Source organism: Pseudofrankia coriaricola (assembly GCF_032027725.1).
Classification (GTDB): domain Bacteria; phylum Actinomycetota; class Actinomycetes; order Frankiales; family Frankiaceae; genus Pseudofrankia.
The window spans coordinates 1-21,393 of record NZ_JASNFO010000036.1; the positions used below are offsets into that span (position 1 = coordinate 1).

The 21,393-nt window shown below is 72.0% G+C and carries 21 protein-coding genes; 5 read left to right on the forward strand and 16 right to left on the reverse strand.

Going from position 1 to position 21,393, the window contains the following annotated elements; genetic code table 11:
- Positions 1-147 precede the first annotated feature (147 nt).
- The 13 genes from der to QOZ89_RS19990 form a co-directional block, all read right to left on the reverse strand.
- Positions 148-1,530 carry a ribosome biogenesis GTPase Der gene (gene der / locus QOZ89_RS19930; protein WP_071052524.1) on the reverse strand — a complete coding sequence of 461 codons (1,383 nt, stop codon included), beginning with the start codon at positions 1,528-1,530 and terminating at the stop codon, positions 148-150.
- A 335-nt stretch (positions 1,531-1,865) separates the two neighbouring features.
- Positions 1,866-2,828 carry a lysophospholipid acyltransferase family protein gene (locus tag QOZ89_RS19935; protein WP_083419625.1) on the reverse strand — a complete coding sequence of 321 codons (963 nt, stop codon included), beginning with the start codon at positions 2,826-2,828 and terminating at the stop codon, positions 1,866-1,868.
- Complete coding sequence (gene cmk / locus QOZ89_RS19940; RefSeq protein ID WP_071052523.1) at positions 2,825-3,607, reverse strand: (d)CMP kinase; 783 nt, start codon at positions 3,605-3,607, stop codon at positions 2,825-2,827. The genes QOZ89_RS19935 and cmk overlap by 4 nt, the downstream gene beginning before the upstream one ends.
- 194 nt (positions 3,608-3,801) lie before the next feature.
- Positions 3,802-4,971 carry a prephenate dehydrogenase gene (locus tag QOZ89_RS19945; protein WP_083419624.1) on the reverse strand — a complete coding sequence of 390 codons (1,170 nt, stop codon included), beginning with the start codon at positions 4,969-4,971 and terminating at the stop codon, positions 3,802-3,804.
- 2 nt (positions 4,972-4,973) lie between these two features.
- The gene (locus tag QOZ89_RS19950) at positions 4,974-5,732 is read right to left on the reverse strand and encodes a pseudouridine synthase (RefSeq protein WP_241842217.1); all 759 of its coding nucleotides are present in this window, start codon (positions 5,730-5,732) and stop codon (positions 4,974-4,976) included.
- Positions 5,733-6,011: 279 nt separating this feature from the next.
- Positions 6,012-6,884, reverse strand: coding sequence for an SMC-Scp complex subunit ScpB (scpB, locus tag QOZ89_RS19955; protein WP_312624470.1), 873 nt, complete (start codon positions 6,882-6,884; stop codon positions 6,012-6,014).
- The gene (locus tag QOZ89_RS19960; RefSeq protein ID WP_312624471.1) at positions 6,881-7,942 is read right to left on the reverse strand and encodes a segregation and condensation protein A; all 1,062 of its coding nucleotides are present in this window, start codon (positions 7,940-7,942) and stop codon (positions 6,881-6,883) included. The genes scpB and QOZ89_RS19960 overlap by 4 nt, the downstream gene beginning before the upstream one ends.
- A 185-nt stretch (positions 7,943-8,127) precedes the next feature.
- Positions 8,128-8,817, reverse strand: a complete 690-nt coding sequence (locus tag QOZ89_RS19965) for a M50 family metallopeptidase (protein ID WP_071052522.1) — start codon at positions 8,815-8,817, stop codon at positions 8,128-8,130.
- A 592-nt stretch (positions 8,818-9,409) separates the two neighbouring features.
- Entirely contained in the window at positions 9,410-10,396 is a 987-nt protein-coding gene (locus tag QOZ89_RS19970; RefSeq protein ID WP_071052521.1) for a ParA family protein, read from the reverse strand.
- Between the two features lie 282 nt (positions 10,397-10,678).
- A complete protein-coding gene (locus QOZ89_RS19975; protein ID WP_312624473.1) occupies positions 10,679-11,254 on the reverse strand; it encodes a PaaI family thioesterase in 576 nt (191 codons plus the stop codon).
- 120 nt (positions 11,255-11,374) lie between these two features.
- Entirely contained in the window at positions 11,375-11,614 is a 240-nt protein-coding gene (locus tag QOZ89_RS19980; protein ID WP_312624475.1) for a lipopolysaccharide assembly protein LapA domain-containing protein, read from the reverse strand.
- A 464-nt stretch (positions 11,615-12,078) separates the two neighbouring features.
- Entirely contained in the window at positions 12,079-13,407 is a 1,329-nt protein-coding gene (locus tag QOZ89_RS19985) for an NAD(P)/FAD-dependent oxidoreductase (protein WP_312624477.1), read from the reverse strand.
- A 130-nt stretch (positions 13,408-13,537) separates the two neighbouring features.
- Positions 13,538-14,272 (reverse strand): SDR family oxidoreductase, encoded by a 735-nt coding sequence (locus tag QOZ89_RS19990; protein WP_071052517.1) that lies wholly within the window; start codon positions 14,270-14,272, stop codon positions 13,538-13,540.
- Between the two features lie 97 nt (positions 14,273-14,369).
- On the opposite strand from QOZ89_RS19990, the gene QOZ89_RS19995 reads away from it, so the two are divergent.
- Both QOZ89_RS19995 and QOZ89_RS20000 read left to right on the forward strand, forming a co-directional pair.
- Complete coding sequence (locus QOZ89_RS19995; protein WP_241842215.1) at positions 14,370-14,906, forward strand: RrF2 family transcriptional regulator; 537 nt, start codon at positions 14,370-14,372, stop codon at positions 14,904-14,906.
- Between the two features lie 690 nt (positions 14,907-15,596).
- Entirely contained in the window at positions 15,597-16,283 is a 687-nt protein-coding gene (locus tag QOZ89_RS20000) for a response regulator transcription factor (protein ID WP_071052515.1), read from the forward strand.
- A gap of 153 nt (positions 16,284-16,436) precedes the next feature.
- On the opposite strand, the gene QOZ89_RS20005 is transcribed toward QOZ89_RS20000, so the two are convergent.
- Complete coding sequence (locus QOZ89_RS20005; RefSeq protein ID WP_312624479.1) at positions 16,437-16,655, reverse strand: hypothetical protein; 219 nt, start codon at positions 16,653-16,655, stop codon at positions 16,437-16,439.
- 53 nt (positions 16,656-16,708) lie between these two features.
- On the opposite strand from QOZ89_RS20005, the gene QOZ89_RS20010 reads away from it, so the two are divergent.
- A complete protein-coding gene (locus tag QOZ89_RS20010; RefSeq protein ID WP_312624481.1) occupies positions 16,709-16,996 on the forward strand; it encodes a DUF1330 domain-containing protein in 288 nt (95 codons plus the stop codon).
- Between the two features lie 184 nt (positions 16,997-17,180).
- Here QOZ89_RS20010 and QOZ89_RS20015 read toward each other — a convergent pair whose 3' ends face one another.
- A complete protein-coding gene (locus tag QOZ89_RS20015; protein ID WP_312624483.1) occupies positions 17,181-18,230 on the reverse strand; it encodes a lipocalin-like domain-containing protein in 1,050 nt (349 codons plus the stop codon).
- An 886-nt stretch (positions 18,231-19,116) separates the two neighbouring features.
- Between QOZ89_RS20015 and QOZ89_RS20020 the strand changes: the two genes are divergently transcribed.
- Entirely contained in the window at positions 19,117-19,269 is a 153-nt protein-coding gene (locus QOZ89_RS20020) for a tetratricopeptide repeat protein (protein ID WP_312624485.1), read from the forward strand.
- A gap of 80 nt (positions 19,270-19,349) precedes the next feature.
- Complete coding sequence (locus tag QOZ89_RS20025; RefSeq protein WP_241842214.1) at positions 19,350-20,234, forward strand: oxidoreductase; 885 nt, start codon at positions 19,350-19,352, stop codon at positions 20,232-20,234.
- Positions 20,235-20,399: 165 nt separating this feature from the next.
- Here the strand turns inward: QOZ89_RS20025 and QOZ89_RS20030 are convergent, their stop codons facing one another.
- Positions 20,400-21,164, reverse strand: coding sequence for a nitroreductase family protein (locus QOZ89_RS20030; protein ID WP_071052510.1), 765 nt, complete (start codon positions 21,162-21,164; stop codon positions 20,400-20,402).
- Positions 21,165-21,393: the final 229 nt, after the last annotated feature.

Genomic DNA, 21,393 nt, shown 5'->3' on the forward strand with positions numbered 1-21,393 from the left:
ATCAGGGCTTCCAGCCCTGATCAACGGCCTTTGGCACATCCGGGGTGGCAGCCCGCCACGCGATCATCCCGCGCGGCGAGCTGACCGGCCAGCGGAGCCCGTCGTGATCTGGCGCGCGGCAGCACGCCGGATCGCGACGGACCGGGCTCAGCGACCGTGGCGGCGGTCGTCGCGTTCGCGGACGCGGATGGAGATCTCCACGGGCGAGCCGACGAAGCCGAAGTCCTCCCGCAGGCGGCGCTCCAGGAAGCGGCGGTAGGCGGGCTCGAGGAAGGCGGTGGAGAAGATGACGAAGCGCGGCGGGCGCACACCGGCCTGGGTGGCGAACAGGATCTTGGGGATCTTGCCGCCGCGCGGGGGCGGCGGGGTGGCGGCGACGACCTCGCCGAGCCACGCGTTGAGCCGGCCCGTCGGGATGCGGTTGCCCCAGCTCTCCAGCGAGGTGCGCAGCGCGGGAGCGAGCCGGTCGGTCGCCCGGCCGGTGCGCGCGGAGATGTTCACCCGGGGCGCCCACGCGATCCGGGCCAGGTCGCGGGTGATCTCCTTCTCGAGCGTGAGCCGGCGGTCCTCGTCGAGCAGGTCCCACTTGTTGAAGGCGAGCACGAGAGCCCGGCCGGCGTCGACGACCATCTGGATGACCCGCTGGTCCTGCTCGGTGAGCGGTTCGTCGGCGGCGAGCAGCACGATCGCAACCTCGGCCGCCTCGATCGCCGCCGCGGTGCGCAGCGACGAGTAGTACTCGGCGCCGCTGGCCTGGCCGACGCGGCGGCGCAGGCCGGCCGTGTCGATGAACAGCCACGGCTGCCCGCCCGCGGTCACGACCTCGTCGACCGGGTCCCGGGTGGTTCCGGCGACGTCGTGCACCAGCGAGCGCTCCTCGCCCGCGAGCCTGTTGAGCAGGCTGGACTTCCCGACGTTGGGCCGGCCGACGAGCGCGACGCGGCGCGGGCCGTCCTCGTCGTCGAACCGCTCCGCCGGCGCCTCGGGCAGGGCGGCGAGCACCGCGTCGAGCAGGTCTCCGCTGCCCCGGCCGTGCAGCGCCGACACGGGGTACGGCTCCCCCAGCCCCAGGCTCCACAGGGCGGCGGTGTCGGACTCCAGCCGCTGGTCGTCGACCTTGTTCGCGGCGAGCACCACGGGATGGCCGGACCGTTGCAGCACCCGGGCGACGGCCTCGTCAGCGTCGGTCGCGCCCACGACGGCGTCGACGACGAACAGCACCGCGTCCGCGGTCGCGAGGGCGGACTGAGCCTGGGCCGAGACCCGGGCCGCCAGGCCCTTCGCGTCCGGCTCCCAGCCGCCGGTGTCGACGAGCGTGAACCGCCGGCCCGACCAGGTCGCGTCGTAGGCGACCCGGTCGCGGGTGACGCCGGGAACGTCCTCGACGACGGCCGCCCGCCGGCCGAGAATGCGGTTGACCAGCGTCGACTTGCCCACGTTGGGCCGGCCGACGACGGCGAGCACCGGCTGCCCCCCGGATGCGGTGCCCACGGCGGGGCTGTCCTGGCTCGGGCTGTCCTGTGTCGTCACCGTCGTACTGCTTCCTGTCGTTCCCGCGTCGTCGGTCCGGGCGGCGTCACCGCCTGCCCCGACTCCGGCTGTCATCCTTCGTCTGCCACGTCGACTGTCCTACGCCGACCGTCTGTCCCACCTAGGCGCCTCGCGCCGTGGCCCGTCGCGCCTGTCCGCGGAGAGCCATGGCTGGCGCCTGGCAACCATCGTCCACTTCGGGCGGCGACGCGGCCCGTGCGGGCCGCCCGGCCGTGGCCCGCCCGGCCGTGGCCCGCCCGGCCGTGGCCCGCCCGGCGCCGGCCAGAACGCGGCCGGCGGTGCCCCGCTCGCCGGGGTACCGCCGTACCGCCGCCCTACTCAGCCCGCCGACCGGCCTCCGTGTTCCCGGCGGCGATCTCCGGCGCCGGGGCGCCCGACCGGGCGGCGGTCAGATGATCGGCCAGGTGAACCCTGATGTCCTCGGCCACCGCGGCCAAGGCCTTGCGCGACCGCGGGTTCGCCGGAATCTCCACGGTGAACGGCTCACCGAAGACCACCCGCACCCGAGCCGAGCGCTTCGGCCAGTGCGCCCCCTTCGGCAGCGCGCCGCCCGTGCCGAGACAGGCCACCGGCAGCACCCGGCAGCGGCCGTGCACCGCGAGGTAGGCGATGCCGTGCTGCACGGCAGCCATCTCGCCGCTGCCGCGGGTGCCCTCGGGGAAGACCCCGATCGCGTTGCCACGGGCGAGCTCGTCGAGCGCCGTGTGCAGCGCGACCCGGTCGGCCTTGCCGCGGTCGATCGGGATCTGCCCGACGAGGCGCAGCAGCCAGCCGAGGATGCCCTTGTACATCTCGACCTTCGTCAGGCACCGGACCGTGCGCGGCGACTCGATGACGACCAGCGGCCCGTCGAGCCAGCTCGAGTGGTTCCCCGCGAAGATCAGCGGCTCGCCCTTCGGGACGTTGTCGACGCCCTCCAGGCGGATCCGCATCACCACATGGTTGAGCACCCAGCGTACCGGCGGTTTGAGCAGCCGGTGCAGGATGTCGTTGTACGGCGGCGACTCGGCGCCCCGATGCGCGGGCCCCGCCGCGGTCAGCGCGGGTGCCTTCCCCGTGGTCCTCCGGCTGGCTCCCGCCGACGGCGGCACGGCCGGCGCCGGCTCCACCGCGAGCACCACCTGGCCGGCCGGGACGCCGGCCGGGACCACTTCGCCGGCCCGCGCCGTCTCGGTACCGGCCGCCGGAGGCGCCGGTTGCGTCGCCTGCACCTGTTCCGCTGCCTCGGTGACGTGGGTGGGCGGCGGATCAGCGGGCACGTCGTCGCCCGTGCTCACGACGCCGCCCCGGGGGTGCCGGCGACGGTGGGCACGACGAAGCCCGCCTCGCCGCAGCGGCGCAACACCAAGCCCACGACCTCGTCGATGGACATCCCGGTCGAGTCAAGCACGAGGGCGTCCGGCGCGACCAGCAGCGGGTCGACCGTGCGGGTGCTGTCCAGCGCGTCGCGCCGGCCGAGCTCGGCGAGCGTCCGGGCGACGTCGTCGACGCCCTTCTCCCCCAGCTCACGCGAGCGGCGCAGCGCCCGCACCTCGGTGGACGCCGTCAGGTACACCTTCACCGGCGCGTCCGTGGCGACGACCGTGCCGATGTCACGGCCCTCGACGACGATGCCGCCGGTGGTTCCGACCGCGTCGGCGACGATCTGCCGCTGCTGGGCGACGAGCCTGCGGCGCACCGCCTCGACCGCGCTCACGGCGCTCACCGCGTTGGTCACTGCCCGGGTGCGGATCTCAGCGTCGACCCGGACCTGGTTGACGGCGATCGTCGGGCCGTCGGGGTCGGTACCGGGGGTGATCGTGGCCCGCTCGGCGAGCTGGGCGACGGCCTCGGTGTCCTCCAGGTCGACACGCTGCTCGAGCGCGAGCTGGGTCACCGCGCGGTACATCGCGCCGGTGTCGAGGTAGCGCAGGCCGAGCCGGCGGGCGACCGCCTTCGCCACGGTGGACTTCCCCGAACCGCCGGGCCCGTCGACCGCGACCACCAGCCCGGGTCCATGCCCAGCCGCCGCCGCGTCGCCGCCTGCCGGCGATCCGGATCCGTGGTCGTGCTCCACCCCGTGCCCTCCGTCCGGATGTCCTTGCACACCTGCGCCCACGCCCGCGGGGTACCGTCCCCACCCGCCGATACTCGCCGTGGCCGGGATCAGGCTACTCGTCCCGGTCGGATCATGACCGGCGGCACGGCCCAAGGCTGCGCGCCGGTGACGAGACCCACGCCGCCGCCCCGCCCGCCAGCCCGGCGCGGGGCTCAGGAGCGGCGGTATGCCACCCAGCCGGCGGCGTTGAGGCGGTCGACCAGGGGGCCGGCCTCGTCGGGCGCGACGGCGAGCTCCATGACGCCGGCGGGCGCGTCGAGGCTGTGCTCGAACGGCGCGACGTCCTCGAGGTTGACCCCCCAGCCGCCGACCGTGGTCAGCAGCGCGGCCAGCTGCCCAGGCCGGTCGTCGAGCACGACGCCGACCCAGCCCCACGGCCGGGCCGCCTGCCCGCCCGCCTTGCTCGGCAGCTGCGCCCGGCCGGTCCGGCCGCGTTCCATGATGTCGGTCACGACCTTGGTGACGCTGGCCTCGGAGGCATGGTCGAGCGCGTCGGCGAGCGCGCCGAGCTCGGCGGCGAGGCGGCGCGCGTGCGCCGAGACCGGCCCGCGATTGCCCTCCAGGATCGACGACCACAGCGCCGGGTCGGACTCGGCGAGCCGGGTCGTGTCCCGGAATCCCTGCCCGGCCAGCGCCACCTCGCCGGGCGCCAGGTGCGGGGCGGCGGCGGCGAGCAGGCTCGCGACCACCTGCGGCAGGTGGGACAGCGCGGCCATCGCCTCGTCGTGGCGGTCCGGGGTGGCGCGCACCGGCAGCGCGCCGCAGGCCCGCGCGAGCGCCTCGGTGGCGGCGACAGCCGCGGCGTCCGTCTGCGAGATCGGGCAGAGCACCCAGGTCCGCTCGGCGAACAGGTCCGCCTGCGCGGAGGCGGCACCGCCGCGTTCCCGGCCGGCGATCGGGTGGGCCGGGCACCACGTCGTCAGGTCCACGCCGGCGACGACCGCCTCCGCGATCGGCCGGCTCTTGACGCTCGCGACATCGCTGGCGGTGACGGCGAGGCCCGCCCGCTGGACCGCGCGCAGTTCGGGGGCTATCGCGTGCGCCGGCACCGCGATGACGGCGTGGTCGACGTGCTCGCCCTGCCAGAGGGTGCCCGCGCCCATCGCCTCCGCGAGCTTGACCTGCTCGGGGTCGGTGTCGCGCAGCAGCACCTCGACGCCGACGCGGCGCAGCGCCAGCCCAATGCTCGCGCCGATCAGGCCGGACCCGACGATGCCGACGCGGCGCGGCAGCTCCGCCGGGGAGCCGCCGGCCGCATGCGGCCTCGCCGCCGCCGCGCGGCCGGCCGACGGATCGGCTGGCGCGGCATGGACAGCGGCCACAGCTACAGGCCGACGGCGCTGTGCAGCGCGCCGACCTCGAAGCGGGTGAGGTGGCGGGCACGGCCGGAGCGCAGGTTGCCGAGGTGGACGGCGCCGAACTCGGTGCGCAGCAGGCGCTGCACCGGATGGCCGACCTCGTCCATCAGCCGGCGCACGATCCGGTTGCGGCCCTCATGCAGCACCAGCTCGATGAGCACCCGGGAGCCGGCCTGGTCAATGACGCGGACGTTGTCGGCCCGCACCAGCCCGTCGGACAGCTGCACGCCCACGCGCAGCCAGCGCAGCGTCTCCTTGCGGACGGGGCCGTTGACCTCGACCTGGTAGGTCTTGGGCACGCCGAAGGACGGGTGGGTGAGCCGGTGCGCCAGCTCGCCGTTGTTGGTGACCAGAAGCAGGCCCTCGCTGTCGGCGTCGAGCCGGCCGACGTGGAACAGGCCAGGATGCGAGCCGAACTCGGTGAGCAGCTCGGCGATCGTCGCGCGGCCCTGGTCGTCGGCCATGGTCGACAGCACGCCGCGCGGCTTGTTCAGCGCCAGGTGGATCAGCCCGGTCCTGGTGACGACCCGCTCACCGTCGACCTCGATGACCGCCGTCTCCGGGTCGACGCGGCGGCCCTGCTCACGGACGACCTGCCCGTCGACGCGTACCCGGCCGGCGTCGATCAGCTCCTCGTTGTGCCGGCGCGAGCCGACGCCGGCCGCCGCCAGCACCTTCTGCAGCCGGATTCCCTCGGGCTTGTCCGTCTCGACCACCGTCGCCACCGCTTCCACCACGTCCCTCGCCGCGCCCGACGGCCTCATCGCCGACGGGTCCCCTTCCAGTTCATCACGGCCTCCCCCACCGATTGGCTAGGTGTCGGCCCAACCCACACCGGAACGTCCGGGTCTACGCCATTCGGCGGCCAATCCGGACCTCCCAGCAGACCTCCCAGATCGCTTACCTCCCAGATCGGCTCCGCCGATCCGGCAGGAACCCTGTCGCCGATCCGGGAGGAACCCGGGGGACCCCACGGACAGCCAGGCGCAGAAGTGAGGCGGGGGTCAGGGGGCGATGATGTCCTCGATGTCGTCGATGCCAGGCAGCAGCGGCGCGAGGGGCGGGAGCTCGTCCAGGGAACGCAGGCCCATCCGCTCCAGGAAGTAGTCGGTCGTGCGGTAGAGGATCGCGCCGGTCTCTGGGTCGGTGGTGGCCTCCTCGACCAGCCCGCGGGCGGTCAGTGTCCGGATCACGCCGTCGGCGGAGACGCCGCGGACCGCCGAGATCCGGCCGCGGCTTACCGGCTGCTGGTAGGCGACGACGGCCAGCGTCTCGAGCGCGGCCTGTGACAGCCGCGACATCTGCCCGGCGAGCACGAACTTCTCCACCCACGGCGCGCAGTCCTCCGCCGTGTAGAAGCGCCAGCCGCCGCCGACGTGGCGCAGGTCGAAGCCCCGGCCGTCGCGGCGGTACTCGGCGGCGAGCTCGGCGAGCACCCGCTCGACGTCCAGCGCCAGCGCCTCCAGCCCGGTCGCGAACTCGGCGACGCCGACCGGCTTCTCGGCGACCATCAGCACCGCCTCGACGAGCGTCCGCAGCGGCGGCCGGTCCGCGGTGTCCGCCGCGTCCGGGGCCTCCGTCCTGTCCGCCGCGTCCGTGGCGCCTGCCGCGTCCGTGGCGTCCGCCGCCGTGGCCACGTCCGCCGCCGCGCCAGGCTCGCGGCCCTGCCTGTCAGGGGCGGACGTGCCGGGAGCAGATGTGTCGGGAGCAGATGTGTCGGGGGCGGCGGTGTCCGCCGAGTCGGCACCGTCCGTCGAGTCGGCCATGGGGTCGGCCCGCGGCTCGGGGGGACGGTCGGGAATGACCCGCGGCCACGGGATGCCGCCCGCGGTCTCGCCGTCGCCGGTACCCGTGGTGTCACCGGTGGCCTCGGTCAACGCCCCTCCTCGTCGTGCACGCCGTCCTCGTCCTCGTCGAAGCTGCTGCGGGCGGCCAGCTCGGCGACCGGGACGAGGCCGCCGCCGATGTCGAGGTTGTCCGGCTGCTGCTCGGACCAGCGCACGACCAGCTCGCCGAGCGGCAGGTCCTGCTCGAAGGAGATCCGGCCCTCGCGGAACAGCTCCAGCAGCGCCAGGAACCGGGCGACGACCTCGATCGTCTCCAGGCAGCCGACGCACAGCGTGCGGAACGACGCGACACCAAGCTCCCGCAACCGCTGGATGACGACGAGCATGTGCTCGCGAACGCTCACCCGTGGGGCGTGCACGTGGTCGGTGGCGACCAGCGGCGGCAGCACCGGCTCCCGCAGCTTCGCGGCGAGCGCCGCCAGCTCCGACGGGCCGATGGTGATCTGCACCTCGGGCAGCGCGGCCGCGTAGCGCGGCTCCAGCAGCACCGCCCGCGGGGTGTGCCGGGCCTCCAGCGCCATCAGCGTCTGGAAGATCGCGGCGGCTTCCTTGTAGGCCTTGTACTGGAGCAGGCGGGCGAACAGCAGGTCACGCGCCTCGAGCAGCGCGAGGTCCTCGTCGTCGGTCTCGCTGCCCGACGACGGCAGCAGCCGGGCGGCCTTCAGGTCCAGCAGGGTCGCGGCGATCACCAGGAACTCGGTGGCCTGCCCGAGGTCGAACCGGTCGCCGAGCCGCCGGATGTGCGCCACGAACTCGTCGGTGACCTTGGCCAGCGCCACCTCGGTGACGTCCATCTTGTGCTTGGCGATCAGTGACAGCAGCAGGTCGAACGGCCCGGAGAAGTTCTCCAGCTCGACGACGAACACATCTGAGCGCCCGCTCCGCCCGGTCAGCACCCCGTCCAGCGGGCCGCTGTCCGCGTGATCGGGCCTCGCCTGCGGGCCCGGGATGTCGGGTGAGGGCGCATCGGCGGCCGGGCCGACCGCGGCCTCACCGGCCTCACCGCCCGGGTCGGTCGGGTCGGTCGGGTCGGGAACAGCATGCAGCCCGGCCGTCCCCGAGGGGAGGGAGGAGTGAGCCGGCGGCATGGCGCAACGTTACCGCCGATCACCGACGGCCCGCGGACATGCCGCCCACAGCGCCCGGCCGCGTGCCCAGGCCGGCGGCCTGCGGCAGCGTGGCGCCGGCACATGGCCACCTGAGCACCCCGTGCGAACACGTCCGGTCCAGCTACGGACAACCGCGTGCCGCTGGCCGACAGGCCGCCGCTGGTCTACAGGCTGATGCCGACGATGTCGCCGAGGCCGCGCAGCAGCGGTGGCACGAGCTGGCCGACGATCGAGGGAAGGCTCGGCAGCAGGATCGGAACGAGGAGGATCACCAGCAGCAGGATGATGCCGAGGTGGGTCTCGGTGAGTTTGTAGTTCGCGTTGCGCCAGCCGGGTGACTGCGGGCCGAGCAGGAACAGCAACCGGCCGCCGTCGGTCGGCGGGATCGGGATCAGGCTCAGAATGAACATGGCGGCAAAGGTGACGGCCATCGAGAGCAGCAGCTCCGCCGGGAAGCTGTCGATGCTGTCGTACTCGATGGTCCGGTCGCCGATGACCAGCGTGGCCGGCTCGGACAGGCCCGCGACCCCCGCCAACGCCCCGAAGGCGAGCAGCAGGTAGGCGAGCGGCCCGGCGAGGATCGCCGCGCTGACGTGGAACCGGCGCTTGCGCCAGACCTCGTTCATCCGGATCGGCTCGGTCCAGCCGTTGCCGGCGATGAGCATCGCGACCGCGCTGAAGGGGCCCACCCGGGTCGGGAGCGGTCTCGCCTTCAGCCGCCCGGACCGCAGCGGCGTCGGGTCGCGCACCAGCCTTGCGGCGAAGATCTGGGCGGTGTCGTGGGCGTAGACCCCGATGACCAGGGCAAGGAAAATCCCGAGCAGCGCCGCGGGCTCGGCCAGGTGGAACAGCACGAGAGGTCGTCCGCCTCCAGTTCGTCCGTCTCCGTCGTCCCTACAACGCCGAAGTAGGCGCCGATTCTCCCACTCCCGGGTCGCACTTCCCCCAGCGGGCGGCGACCAGGCGGGTGGCCGGGCACCCAAGCTACTGACCCGCGCAACGCCAGGGATGGCGACGGCGCCTCTGGCTCAGCACCAACCCAGCCACGTCCTCAGCCCGGCACCACCCCCGCCACCGCCAGCGGCCAGCAGCCAGGAGCACCGCCAGACCCAGGCGACCCGCAACCACAGCGAGGTGACGGCGCCTCAAGCGCACCACCAACCCAGCCACGTCCTCAGCCCGGCACCACCCCCGCCACCGCCAGCGGCCAGCAGCCAGGAGCACCGCCAGACCCAGGCAACCCGCAACCACAGCGAGGTGACGGCGCCTCAAGCGCACCACCAACCCAGCCACGTCCTCGACCCAGCACCACAGCAACCACGGCCATACGCATGTAGCCGTCACCACGCAGGGAGGACGCTCAGCGTCCGACAGGCAGGGCGCGCGTCCAGCGCCGCACGCCGCTCAGCGTCCGACAGGCGGGCGGCGCGTCCAGCGCCCGCCGCCCTAGCCGACAACCGGCGGCGTCACCCGGCGGGAGATGAGCTCGCGGGCGAGACGGCGGTAGCCGGCCGCGCCGACGGAGGTCGGAGCGTAGGTGGTGATCGGCTCGCCGGCGACGGTCGTCTCCGGGAAACGGACCGTCCGGTTGATCACCGTGTGGAACACCTCGTCCGGGAAGCGCTCGACGACCCGGGCGAGCACCTCGCGGGCGTGCAGGGTGCGGGCGTCGTACATGGTCGCGAGGATTCCGGCCAGGTCGAGGCGGGAGTTGAGCCGGTCCCTGATCTTGTCGATGGTCTGCAGCAGCAGCGCGACACCACGCAGCGCGAAGTACTCGCACTCCAATGGGATGATCACGGCGTCGGCGGCCGTAAGCGCGTTCACCGTCAGCAGGCCGAGCGACGGTTGGCAGTCGACCAAAATGACGTCGTATTCGTCGAGGACCGGCCTCAGGGTGCGCGTCAGGCTGTGCTCGCGGCCGACCTCGCTGACGAGCAGCACCTCGCCGGCCGACAGGTCGATGTTGCTGGGCAGCAGGTCGAGGTTCTCGACCTGGGTCTCGATGATGACGTCGTTGATGTCCGTGTCACCACCGCCGAGCAGCAGGTCGTGCACGGTCAGCTCGAACTGGTTGGGGTTGATGCCCAGGCCGACCGACAGCGCGCCCTGCGGGTCGAAGTCGACGAGCAGCACCCGGCGGCCGTACTCGGCGAGCGCGGCGCCCAGGTTGATGGTGCTCGTGGTCTTGCCGACCCCGCCCTTCTGGTTGCACATGGCGAGCACCCAGGCGGGACCGTGCGACGTCAGCGGCTCGGGCACCGGGAACAGCGGCATCGGCCGTCCCGTCGGACCCCGCTGGCCGACCTTGTCGTCGTCGTGGGCCAGCTCGAGGCGGCCTTCCTCGGGGATCCGCGGCTTCTCGATGGTGACCTCACCGAAGGGCACCCGGGAAGCACCGCCCACCGAGGGCGCGTCGGAGAATCCAGCCACGAATGAACCTGCCATTTCCGCGAGGGGCGGCACGGCCGGTGGCACAGCACCAGCCGCTGGTCCAGCAGCAGACCTTGGCCGCGACTGGAGCGTACCGACAAGACGGGCCGTAAGCGGCTATGGGTGGCCCCATCACGGCGTGTCGCGCGCATCCGCCAAATCCGCTTACCACCTGTCCCGGCCGGCCTCGCGCGCACCCCCCGTCATGTCCGGGCATGAGCTCGAGCCCGCGGCGCCGGCCCCACGCGGCCCCGCGCGCCGGGGACGACGGACGACGTCCCGCTATGGGTTGACGGTGTAGTCCGGGATGCTGATCAGGTGCGGGTCGCGGGCGACCGCCTCAAGCTCCTCGGCCCGGCCGTGCTCCGCGAAGTGTTCCAGGCCGACCTGGACGAACAGGGCGCGGGCCCGGACCGCGACCGGCCCGTCGGTGGCGTCCAGGCGCCCCTCGGCGCTCGCGTACAGCTTGCGCCCGGCGACGCCGTCGGCCCGGGAGCGCAGGTGCAGGGTCGAGCCCACCGGCACCGGCCGCCGGAAGTCGGTCTCCAGCCGGGCGGTGACGCAGCTCATCCGCGTCAGATGGCCGAGCATGCCGAGGATCTCGTCGAGCGCCGACGCCAGCAGCCCGCCGTGCGCGAGACCTGGGGCGCCCTGATGGTGCTCGGTGACCTCCAGCGTCGCCGCGAGCTCGACACCCTCGCCAGCGACGATCGCCAGATGCAGCCCGTGCTCCTCGGCGGCCCCGCACCCGAAGCAGTGCGCGTAGTGGGCGGGCACCGCGGTACCCGGCGCCGGCGCGTCCGGATGGCGCACCGGCGCCGTCGCGTCGGCCGGGAGATCGGTTCGAGACGCCGTCACGAGCCGGACGATATCCGGCCCGCCACCGTCACCAGTCCGTTCGCGACCCAGCTCTCACTTCGCCCGCCCTCGCCGGTCCCGCGCCAGCGCGCGCCCGGAGGGCCCGGGCCGGCGGGCCGGTCAGCCCTCCAGGCGGCGCTTGGCGGCCCGCAGCTTGCGGCGCACCGGGATCTGGGTGATGACGCCGAGCAGCAGCCCGACGACCAGCCCGGCGGCGGCGGCGATGCTGAGCGCGCCGGCCACCGACATGTACTTGCGGGTGCCGAACAGCCAGATGGTCACCCGCTGGTCGTTCTGGGCGACGAACAGCACGACGAGGATCGCGAGGACGAGCACGATGACGGTCGCCGCGTAGACCACCCAGCTGACCCCGCCGCCGCGCTGGCGCCTCCCCGGCAGCCGTGACCTGGCCCCCCGTGGCTGCGTCGGCGGCACGGGGGCGCCCGGGGCCCCGGGACCTCGCGGCGCCGTGGGAGCCGCCGGGGCCGACGGGGGTGGAATCGCTGCGCCGCCCGTCGACCCGGGAGGCGCGTAGTTAAAACTGCCGGTCGGCTGCCCTGGCGTGGTCATCGGCGTCTCTCTCCCCTGTGGCACCGCAAGCTCACGCAAGTGTAGATCCATCGCGCCCCATTCCGGCAGCTCAGACCAAGTCTGGGACGCGGGCCGAGCCCGTGTAGGCGGAGGTGAGCGGGGTGCGAGGGCCCGGAGCACGCCGACGGCCGGGCCCGGGCTCAAGGGGTCGGTGTCCGGGCCCAGCGGCCGGGTCCGGGGCCCGGGGTGCGGCGGCCGGGCCCCGGGCCCTCGGAGGTCGATCGCGGTCCGTCCTACTCCGGAAGGGCGGACGGCTCGCCACCGCTGACGAAGGCGGCCCGGGGGTGCTGCACGGCGGCCAGCGAGAGGGTGTCGCGGCCGAACAGCGCGGCGGTCAGCCAGATGGCGAAGACCCGGGCCTTGCGCTCCCAGCTCGGCACGGCCAGCACGTGGTAGCCGCGGTGCATGAGCCACGCCGGCAGCCCCGTGACGACGATGCGCCGATACTGGAAGATGCCGTGGCCGAGGCCCAGGGTCGCGACGGCGCCCAGGCTGTGGTGCACGTACTTCTTCGGCTCCCGGCCCCGCAGGGTGGCGACGAGGTTGTGGGCCAGCAGCTTTCCCTGGCGGTAGGCGTTCTGGGCGTTGGGCACCGTGCGCGCGCCCGGGACAGTCGACGCGAGGTCGGGCACGGCGGCGTCGTCGCCGGCCGCCCAGGCGTCGGGCACGGGGTCGCTCTCGGTGCCGATCCGCAGGTCCGGCCGGACGACGACCAGGCCGCGCTCGTCGACCGGGAGATCGGTGTGCCTGCCGATGACCGGGTTCCCGCCGTTGCCCACCGTCCAGATGATCAGCTCCGAGTCGAACTCCACGCCGGTGGAGAGCACCACGTGCCCGTCGACGGCGGACGTCACCTGGGTGTTCAGGTGGACGTGCGCGCCCCGCCGCTCCAGCGAGTGCACCACCCAGCGTCCCGGCCGGTCGGTGACCTCGGGCAGGATGCGGCCGGAGGCCTCGACCAGGTGGAACCCCAGCTCGTCACGGCGCAGCTCCGGGTAGCGCTTGAACAGCGCTGTCGCCAGCGACAACAGCTCGCCGAACCCCTCCACCCCGGAGAAACCACCGCCGACGAAGGTGACCGTGAGCAGCTTGCGCCGCCGCGGCCCGGGCGGGAGCGCGGCGGCCCGGTCGAACGCGGTGAGCAGCTGGTCCCGGATGGCGACGGCCTCCTCGACGTGCTTGAGGCCGATCGCCTGCTCGGCGATGCCGGGCACGGGGATCTTCCGCGTGACCGCGCCGGCGGTGACGACGATCAGGTCGTAGGTGACCTCGAACGTGTCCCCGTCGGCGGGCTGGACGGTGACGACGCGGTGCTCGTGGTCGATGGCCGTCACCGTGCCGGCGACAACCCGAGTGCGGCGCAGGTGGCGGCGCAGCGACACCGCGGCGTGCCGCGCCTCGACCGAGCCGGCCACGACCTCGGGCAGGAACGGCTGGTAGGTCATGTACGGGCGAGGGTCGACGAGGGTGACCTCGGCCTCGCCGGAACGGAGCTTCCGCTCCAGTTTCCAGGCGGCGTAGAAGCCGGCGTAGCCGCCGCCGACGATCAGGATCCTGCGCATGACGCCCTCTGTTCTGTCGCCCTGCCTGCCAGGAGGCGCAACCCCGGCAGAGTATGACAACTACGGCGCGCGCGATGCCCGGATCGGATCAGATCGGGGCGGCCAGGCCGGGTTGAGGCGGGTCGCCGGGTCAGCGCGACCGCAGCCAGTCGCGGTAGTGCGTGGCGGCGATGTGGGCACCCTCCGAGGTGGTGAGCACGTCGCCCTTGACCGCGGCGAACATGCCCGCCGTGTCGTCGGTGACGACCTGGTGGCTGTCGCCGGTCGCGGCCAGGGTGATGCGGCCCAGCTCGTCGAGCGGGAAGACATCTGGCCCGCCGACCTCGCGCGTGCCGCGCAGCGCGGCGCCGGCCGCGACCCCGGCGACGGCGTCGGCGACCTCGGCGGCGGCGATGGGCTGGATCGGCGTGGCCGGCAGGCGCACGACGTCGCCGTCGGTGGTCCAGGTCAGCACCGCCGGGACGAACTCCATGAACTGGGTGGCGCGCACGATCGAGTACGGGACTGGCCCGGCCTTGACCAGGTCCTCCTGCAGGGTCTTGGCGCGGTAGTAGACCAGGTCGGGCACCTGGTCGGCACCGACGATCGACAGCGCGACGACATGGCTGGCGCCGGCCCGCTCCGCGGCGGCCAGCAGGTTGGTGACCGACGTGCGGAAGAAGTCCACCGAGGCCTCGTCGAAGGTCGGGGAGTTGGTCAGGTCCACGACGACCTGGGCGCCGCGCACCGCCTCGTCGAGCCCCGCCCCGGTGAGCAGGTCGACGCCGGTGGCACGCGAGTGCGCGCCGACCTCGTGGCCCGCCGCCGCGAGCTTCCGCGCGACCTGGGATCCGATGAGGCCCGTGCCGATGACCGCGATCTTCATGGTGCCAGCCTTCCTTAACTCGGATTCATCATGTCCGAGTTTGAGCATACCCAGATACATGTTGTCCGAGTCAAGCTGTCGTCGATACGCTGAATCCGTGAGGTTGTCCGGTGGGGTCGAGGCGGCGTTGCACTGCTGCGTGGTGCTGACCGCGGCGACCGAGCCGGTCCCCGCGGCGCGCCTGGCAGAGCTGCACGGCGTCTCGGCGACGTACCTGGCCAAGCACCTGCAGGCGCTGTCCCGCGCGGAGCTGGTGCACTCGGTGCAGGGCAAGTCCGGCGGGTACGTGCTGACCCGCCCGCCGGAGGAGATCACGGCGCTTGACGTGGTCGAGGCCGTCGAGGGGCCGCAGCCGACGTTCGTGTGCACGGAGATCCGGCAGCGGGGCCCGATGGCCGCCCCACCGGAGGCGTGCACCGCGCCGTGCGCCATCACCCGCACGATGATCGCCGCCGACCGAGCCTGGCGCGCGGCACTCCGCGAAGTGTCGATCGCCGACCTCGGCCGCTCCGTCGCCCAGGACTACGAGTCCGACGCACTCGGCGAGATCGCCAACTGGCTAGCGGGGTCTGTTGCACCGGCGGGAGTACGAACGCAATCTCCCATCGCCGCGCCCGGGAACCGGGGACATTAATTCAACAGAGCGGAGCCGACCTGCAAATCCACCGCCAGTCACGAAGAACGCACCGCGGGCGCGGCAGCGCTTCAGCCGCGCCACAGCGCGATGGCCAGCGCCGCCATTGATAACAGCGGGACGATCGAGCGCGACCGGTCACCGAAAGAGAATCGTTGGCCACAGGCGGGCTCCAGGCTGATCGCTGATTCCTCACCACTATGTCCGGGACTGCGCCCTCGCCATCATCCCTACGTGGTGGTTCTGGACCACCACGGATGCGGTATCTGGGCGTGCGGCCTTCGGCACTGGCCGGGGCGGCAACCACCGAGAAAATGACCTTGGTCGCGACATCCGGTCCCGCGGCAGCCAGACAACGAACTCAACCACCAGAACAACCTGGCTGCCTACCTCATCGTCCAGGAGACGCTCACCACGCCACCAAGCACGCCCCCGGCAAGCCCCCGGCGCGCCCGTCGCCGTCATACTGCACTGGACCAGCGGTCACCTCAACCTCAAGATCCGCAACGCGCCCACGCCCCAGCCCAGTCACGCCCGCCGTGCCGGGACCGGACACGGGCTGATCGGCCTGCGCGAACGCTCACGCGCCACGGGCGGCCGGCTCGAGGCCGGCCCGACCGACGACAGCGGTTACCGTGTCACCGCCGAGCTCCGGACCAAGCCGGACCGCCCCACAGAGAAGCCCAGGCCATGACCGCCTCAATCAGGATCGTGCTCGCCGACGACCAGGAACTACTGCGCGCCACCTTCCGGCTGCTGCTCGACGCGGTGCCCGAGATGGAGGTGGTCGGCGAGGCCGGCACCGGCGTCGAGGCCATCGCCGTGGCGCGAGCGACGATGCCCGACGTCGTCCTCATGGACATCCGCATGCCCGACCTCGACGGTGTCGCCGCCACCGCCCAGATCACCTCGGACCAAGCCCTCGCCGGCACGCACGTCCTCGTCCTGACGACCTTCGAGACCGACGAGCTCATCCTCGCCGCCCTGCGGGCCGGCGCCAGCGGCTACCTCGGCAAAGGCGTCGCCCCAGCGGCACTCCTGAACGCCATCCGGACCGTCGCCACCGGCGAATCGCTCCTATCCCCCACCGCGACCACGACCCTGATCAAGCAATTCCTCACCCGCCCGACGGCGCACCCCCACGCAGCACTCCCCGCGATGAGCGAGCTCACGACCCGCGAACGCGAGATCACCATCCTGGTCGCCCGCGGCCTGTCCAACGACGAGATCGCCGACCAGCTCTACATCAGCCCCGCCACCGCCAAGACCCACGTCAACCGGGCCATGACCAAGGTCCACGCCCGCGACCGGGCCCAACTCGTCGTCTTCGCCTACGAACACGGCCTCATGACCCCCGGAGAACAGGCGCCCCAGTAACCCAGTAACGCGGTGGGCAGCTGACCGGTCAGCCCATCGGATCAGCGACCGACGTGCTCGCCTGGGGCAGGCTCGTCGCCTACGCCGGGACCGGACGGCACCCGTTCGGCGGCGAGACCGACATCGAGCCCGTGCACCGGATCCGTATTCCGATCATGACGACTCTCGGTCGTCCGTGACCCTGATGATCGTCTTGCCGGGGGTGCGCCGGTCGGGGGCGAACGCGGAGGGCGCTTCCCGGAGTGTCCGCACGGCCCCGATGATCGGCTTGAGGCGTCCGTCCCGGAGTCGCTGGGCGAGGTCCGCGAGCCGGGCGCGATCGGGTTCGACGACGAAACCGAAGCCACCGACCTCTACCGGAAACGTTGCCACGATCGCCCGGGACTGAGCCCCGTCTGTGTCCCGGCCTCGGGCACGATGGCCTCATGACTGCCTACTGGATCAGTGTGTACAAGGAGATCGTCGACGAGAGCAAGATCGCGGCGTACGCCGAGCTGGCCGGTCCGGCCCTGCGCGCCGCCGGCGGCACCTTCATAGCCCGTGGCATTCCTGAGCTGACCTACGAGGCTGGGGAGAAGACCCGCACCGTGCTCATCACATTCGATTCGGTCGAGGCCGCCCGGGCCGCGCATGACAGCGCCGCCTACCAGGAGGCCCTCGCCGCCCTCGACGGCGGCGCCGTTCGTGACCTGCGCGTCGTGCCCGGCCTGTAGCGAGCGAGCAGCCTGCGCCGCGCGCGACCGGGGCACCGCGGGCGGTCCGGACGGTCGCGGCGTGGGGCGTTTCCCGGCGTCCGGCGATGCCACGAGACGACGCATGCCAGCGCGGGTATCCGTCGCCGCGAGTCACGCCGCCGCGCGGCCTCGGGTTTCCCCGGGGCCGCGGGCAGGTCCTTCGTCAGAGGCCGAGCAGGTCCTTTACGGACTGCCAGACGTAGCCATGGCCCGGCATGTCGATGAACGGAATGACCTCGGCGTATGCCATCCCGGTGACGGCCTGGCCGTTGATCGTGCCGGCCACGGTCGCGGTGCCCTCCCAGTAGTTGCCCTGAGGAATGAGGCTGCTCCAGACCTCCTGGTTCACCAGCTGTGGCGTGACGGAGAGCGTCCCGCCAGGAATGTTGACCGTCGAGGCCACCGGATAGGTGATTCCGGTGTTCGGACTCTTCCACGTGGCCGTCGTCGTGCGGCTGAGCTGCGCTGCCGGCAGATTGGTGGTCGTGCCGTCCGCGTTGACTCGGGTGCCTATCGTCTCGACGTAGTTGCCGTTCGCGTCCCGGATGAAGTAGAGCATGTACTGGGTGTTGTTCGACAGCTGCAGGCTGTACCACTCCCAGCCACCCTGGCCTGGCGTCCAGTTACCCCACTGGTGGTCCAGCCAGGCGGTGCCGGTCACCAGCACCGGCATGCCGTGGTCGAACAGCGTCCCGTTGACCTTCAGGTTCGTCTCGGAGTAGTAGCCCGAGGTTCCGAACGGCCCGTAGCCGATGGTGCCGGCGTTGCCGTGCAGCGCGGCCGGGGTGGACTGGCTCGCGGTCATCGTACCGAAGACGTAGCTTGCGTCGGAGAAGCCGCCGGAGAAATGGTTGACGCGGTTCTTGCCATCGATGTGAATGGTGCCCGCGTTGACGCTGAAGCCGCCGCCGGCCGGAACCGAGTCCGGGCCGATGCTGTAGAGGCTCTTGGTGGAGGTGTAGGTGCCCCGGGTGAGGTCCGCGATCGCGAAGTTCCCGTTGTAGATGGTCGCCACCGGCGCGGTGGAGAGCCCGTCGACGCGGTTGATCAGGGTCTCGAAGCCATACGAATGGGTCTTTCCGAGGAGGTCCTTCCCGCTGAGGTGGCCGGTGATGTACCACCATTCCATTCCGGCACTGACGTGCGGCGACTCGTCACCCGGCAGCGACACCCCGCCAGCCGCGTGCGCGGTCCCGCCGGTGAGCATCAGCATCAGGCTCGTCAGGGCGCCCAATAAGAGCGTGGCCAGTTTTCGGAACCGGGTTCTCCTCGCGGGTGTACGCTTGGATGTTGACATGGTTTTGCCCCTCTCACAGTGCGTTCGGCGGTGGCGCGCGGCGGGTACCGCTCGCCCGTCGGCGGACCATGGGGTCCGCCGATGCTCGAAGGGGATATCCGCGGCCACGCGTCAACGCCAGCGGGCAGCGGCAGGCGTCTCGGGCGGCCCCGCCGCCGGGGCGACGATCAGGGCGACCGAGACCGCGCTGGTCTGTTTGCGCACGGGACATCCAAGGGTGCCACCGGGCGGAAGGGGCTAAATATCTAGAGATATTGATCTGACGATGGGACGATAGAAGTAACCCAGCGTCATGTCAACGACGGGTTTCGGAGATGCCGCAGCGGGCCGTTGACCTGCGCCGGAGACGCCCCGATGCGGCCGTGTTGCAGCGTTCATGCACGAACGGCCCGCCAAGAAGACCTCGGCAGTCCTGGTGCGCGGGCGGCGTGACCGGGTGGTGGTCCACGAGAAACCGCGCCCGGCAAGCCGTCGTAGCCACCGCCGGCGGCGCCGGTGCCGGGCCGACGATGATCGGGGAGACGCGCGTCGGCGACGGCACCGCCCAGAGGACATCGGGCCGCCGGACGCGACCGCACGGCGCCGCGCTGGTCCTCGGCAGTGACGGCGGCGCGGCCAGCCCAGCGCGTATACCTTGAAATCTTTCTCACGGTCCGTCCGCATCGCGGACGCGACGCGGCGGTACCTCAGTACCCCGGCATTCGTGTCCCGCCCGACGTCGGGACGCCCGCTTCCGGCTGGCCAGCCCCAGTCGCGGTCGGACTGTACGAACGGACCCTCGCTGATCAGAATCGTGCCCCGCGTGTCGACCACCCACACGCTAGCCTCGCGAGACCGCCTGGCCGGCGCTTACCAGGTGGCGGGGCGGGTGAAGCAGGCGATCAACCTGCACGAACGGAATTTGGCTGACCGGGAACGCGTCCTGGGCCGCGACCACCCGGACCCCCTCGCCTAGACGATCTGTCTGAGACGCAAGGTTCTGCTCGGCTGGCTGTCCAGGACGGCCGGGACTACTCAAGGGAGATGATGATGTCGATGAATCCAACCGTCGCAGTTGTGGGTCCGGGGGCGATCGGCACGGTCATGGCGGCGGCGCTGCATGAGATCGGCCATACACCGAGGATTTATGGCCGCACAGCGCGTGAACGCCTCGAGCTGCACGTAGAAGAAGGTCGCGTCGTCGTGCCGGGGCCTGTGCAGATCGACACGGCACAGGCTGAGGGAGCGGTCAACCTTGTTTTCCTTGCCGTCAAGTCGACGCAGGTTGAGGCGGCAGCACCATGGTTGACGGAATTGTGCGGTGCAGACACCGTTGTCTGTGTTCTGCAGAACGGCGTCGAGCAAGGATCGATTATCGCGTCTTACCTCTCCGGCGCACGGGTCGTCCCCTCGGTCGTGTGGTTCCCCGCCCAAGCGCAGCCCGACGGTACGGTGTGGTTGCGCGGCGAAGCGCGCCTCACCCTGCCGGACACGCCGGCGTCTCGTGTGGTGCTCGAGGCTCTGCGCGGCACTCGGTGCTCGGTCGACCTGGCCACGGACTTTAAGTCTGTGGCGTGGCGCAAGCTGCTGCAGAACGCGGTCGCCGGATTGATGGTCCTCACGGGCCGCCGCGCCGGCATATTTGCCAGGGCCGATATTGCCGAGCTGTCTCTGGCCTATCTACGGGAGTGCCTAGAGGTTGCCCGAGCCGAGGGCGCGGTATTGAGCGACGAGGTGCCGCAAGAGATCGTTGACAGCTTCCAGGCTTACCCGGCCGACATGGGCACCTCCATCCTCGCCGACCGCGAAGCCAACCGGCCGCTCGAATGGAACACCCGCAACGGTGTCGTGCTGCGTCGCGGACGGGCCCGCGGCATCCCGACGCCGATCAGCGACCTGGTGGTGCCACTCCTCGCGGCCGCCAGCGATGGACCCGGCTGACTCCTGGCGTCACGCGCCGGCTCACTGTTGCGCCTGGATCGGCGCGGTTTAAACGCTCCAGAACAACGGCTCGCAAACGGTCGATTCCGGTACGGACATCGCCAGGGCCGTCGCACGGCTCGAGCGAGGCAACCGACCACGTGCGATCTGCGATCCCAGCGGGGTCTATTCCTCACGGCGCATGGCGGATCTGGGCGGCCCCGCGGAGGTGAAGGCTGTGCCCGGTGGGTCGACCGCCCACGGCGCGGGCTCACCCCAGGACTCGCTGTACACCAGTTCCGGCATCGGTCGGCGGCGTACCGGTCCCTGATGGCCGACCGGTCGGCCGAGAGTGATGGTGCCCGCGATGAACGTGTTGTCGGGAACGTCCAGCAACGCCCGTAGCTCCGCGTCGACGGCGAAGTTGAAGCCCGTGAACACGCCGCCGTAGCCCAAGGCCCGCGCCGCGAGCAACAGGTTCTGGCAGCCCGGGTACACGGACGCACCCTCGCTGGGCGTCGGGTCGCGGTAGCGGACGAGGCACGGCAGGATCAGCACGGGCACCCGTTCGAAGGTGTCCACAAACTCCTGCATCGTCCGGGCCATCCGAGCCTTGGGCGAGTCGGCCACCGCTCCCGAGCCCTGCTCGTACTGGTCCGCGCTCCGCTTGCCACCCCAGATCCGGCGGGCGCCGCCAGCAATGATCTTCTTGGCTTCTTGTGCTTTCGGACCGCTGGTCAGCACGAGGAATCGGAACGGCTGGCGATTGGATCCGCTCGGCGCCCGCGTGGCGGCGAACAGGATCGCCCGCAACGCCTCCTCCGGCACTGGCTCGTCGCCGTAGCGCCGGATGGCCCGGGTGGTGGTCAGCCCCTCCAGCAGGCCCACGGTGTCCGGTGGAAGAGGCACCGCGGACAGGTCGTATGCCGCGTCGGATTGATCAGGACACATCGATTCCGGTCAACCTTTCGCGTTGGGGGACATCTGCCTGCACTCCGTTGTACAGCTGACCAGGGCCCCGCGGCCGCCTCGTGGGTGCCATGCCCGCCAGAGACGGCGTGGCGGCCAGCGCAACGAGCGCGAGATCCACCAAGCGGCCGTCCGCGCACTCGCCTCATCCGCGATCCGGCGGCGCCTTGCGGGCGCGTCCGGCCGGCTGGCCGGCTGGCCGGCTGGCCGG

Coding starts and splice junctions, on each gene's coding strand:
- QOZ89_RS19960 (WP_312624471.1), bottom strand. CDS start 7,942: ATGCCGCCGGCTCACTCCTCCCTCCCCTCGGGGACGGCCGGGCTGCAT.
- QOZ89_RS19990 (WP_071052517.1), bottom strand. CDS start 14,272: ATGAAGATCGCGGTCATCGGCACGGGCCTCATCGGATCCCAGGTCGCG.
- QOZ89_RS20010 (WP_312624481.1), top strand. CDS start 16,709: ATGACTGCCTACTGGATCAGTGTGTACAAGGAGATCGTCGACGAGAGC.
- QOZ89_RS20015 (WP_312624483.1), bottom strand. CDS start 18,230: ATGCTGATGCTCACCGGCGGGACCGCGCACGCGGCTGGCGGGGTGTCG.
- QOZ89_RS20025 (WP_241842214.1), top strand. CDS start 19,350: ATGAATCCAACCGTCGCAGTTGTGGGTCCGGGGGCGATCGGCACGGTC.
- QOZ89_RS20030 (WP_071052510.1), bottom strand. CDS start 21,164: ATGTGTCCTGATCAATCCGACGCGGCATACGACCTGTCCGCGGTGCCT.
- QOZ89_RS19985 (WP_312624477.1), bottom strand. CDS start 13,407: ATGCGCAGGATCCTGATCGTCGGCGGCGGCTACGCCGGCTTCTACGCC.
- QOZ89_RS20000 (WP_071052515.1), top strand. CDS start 15,597: ATGACCGCCTCAATCAGGATCGTGCTCGCCGACGACCAGGAACTACTG.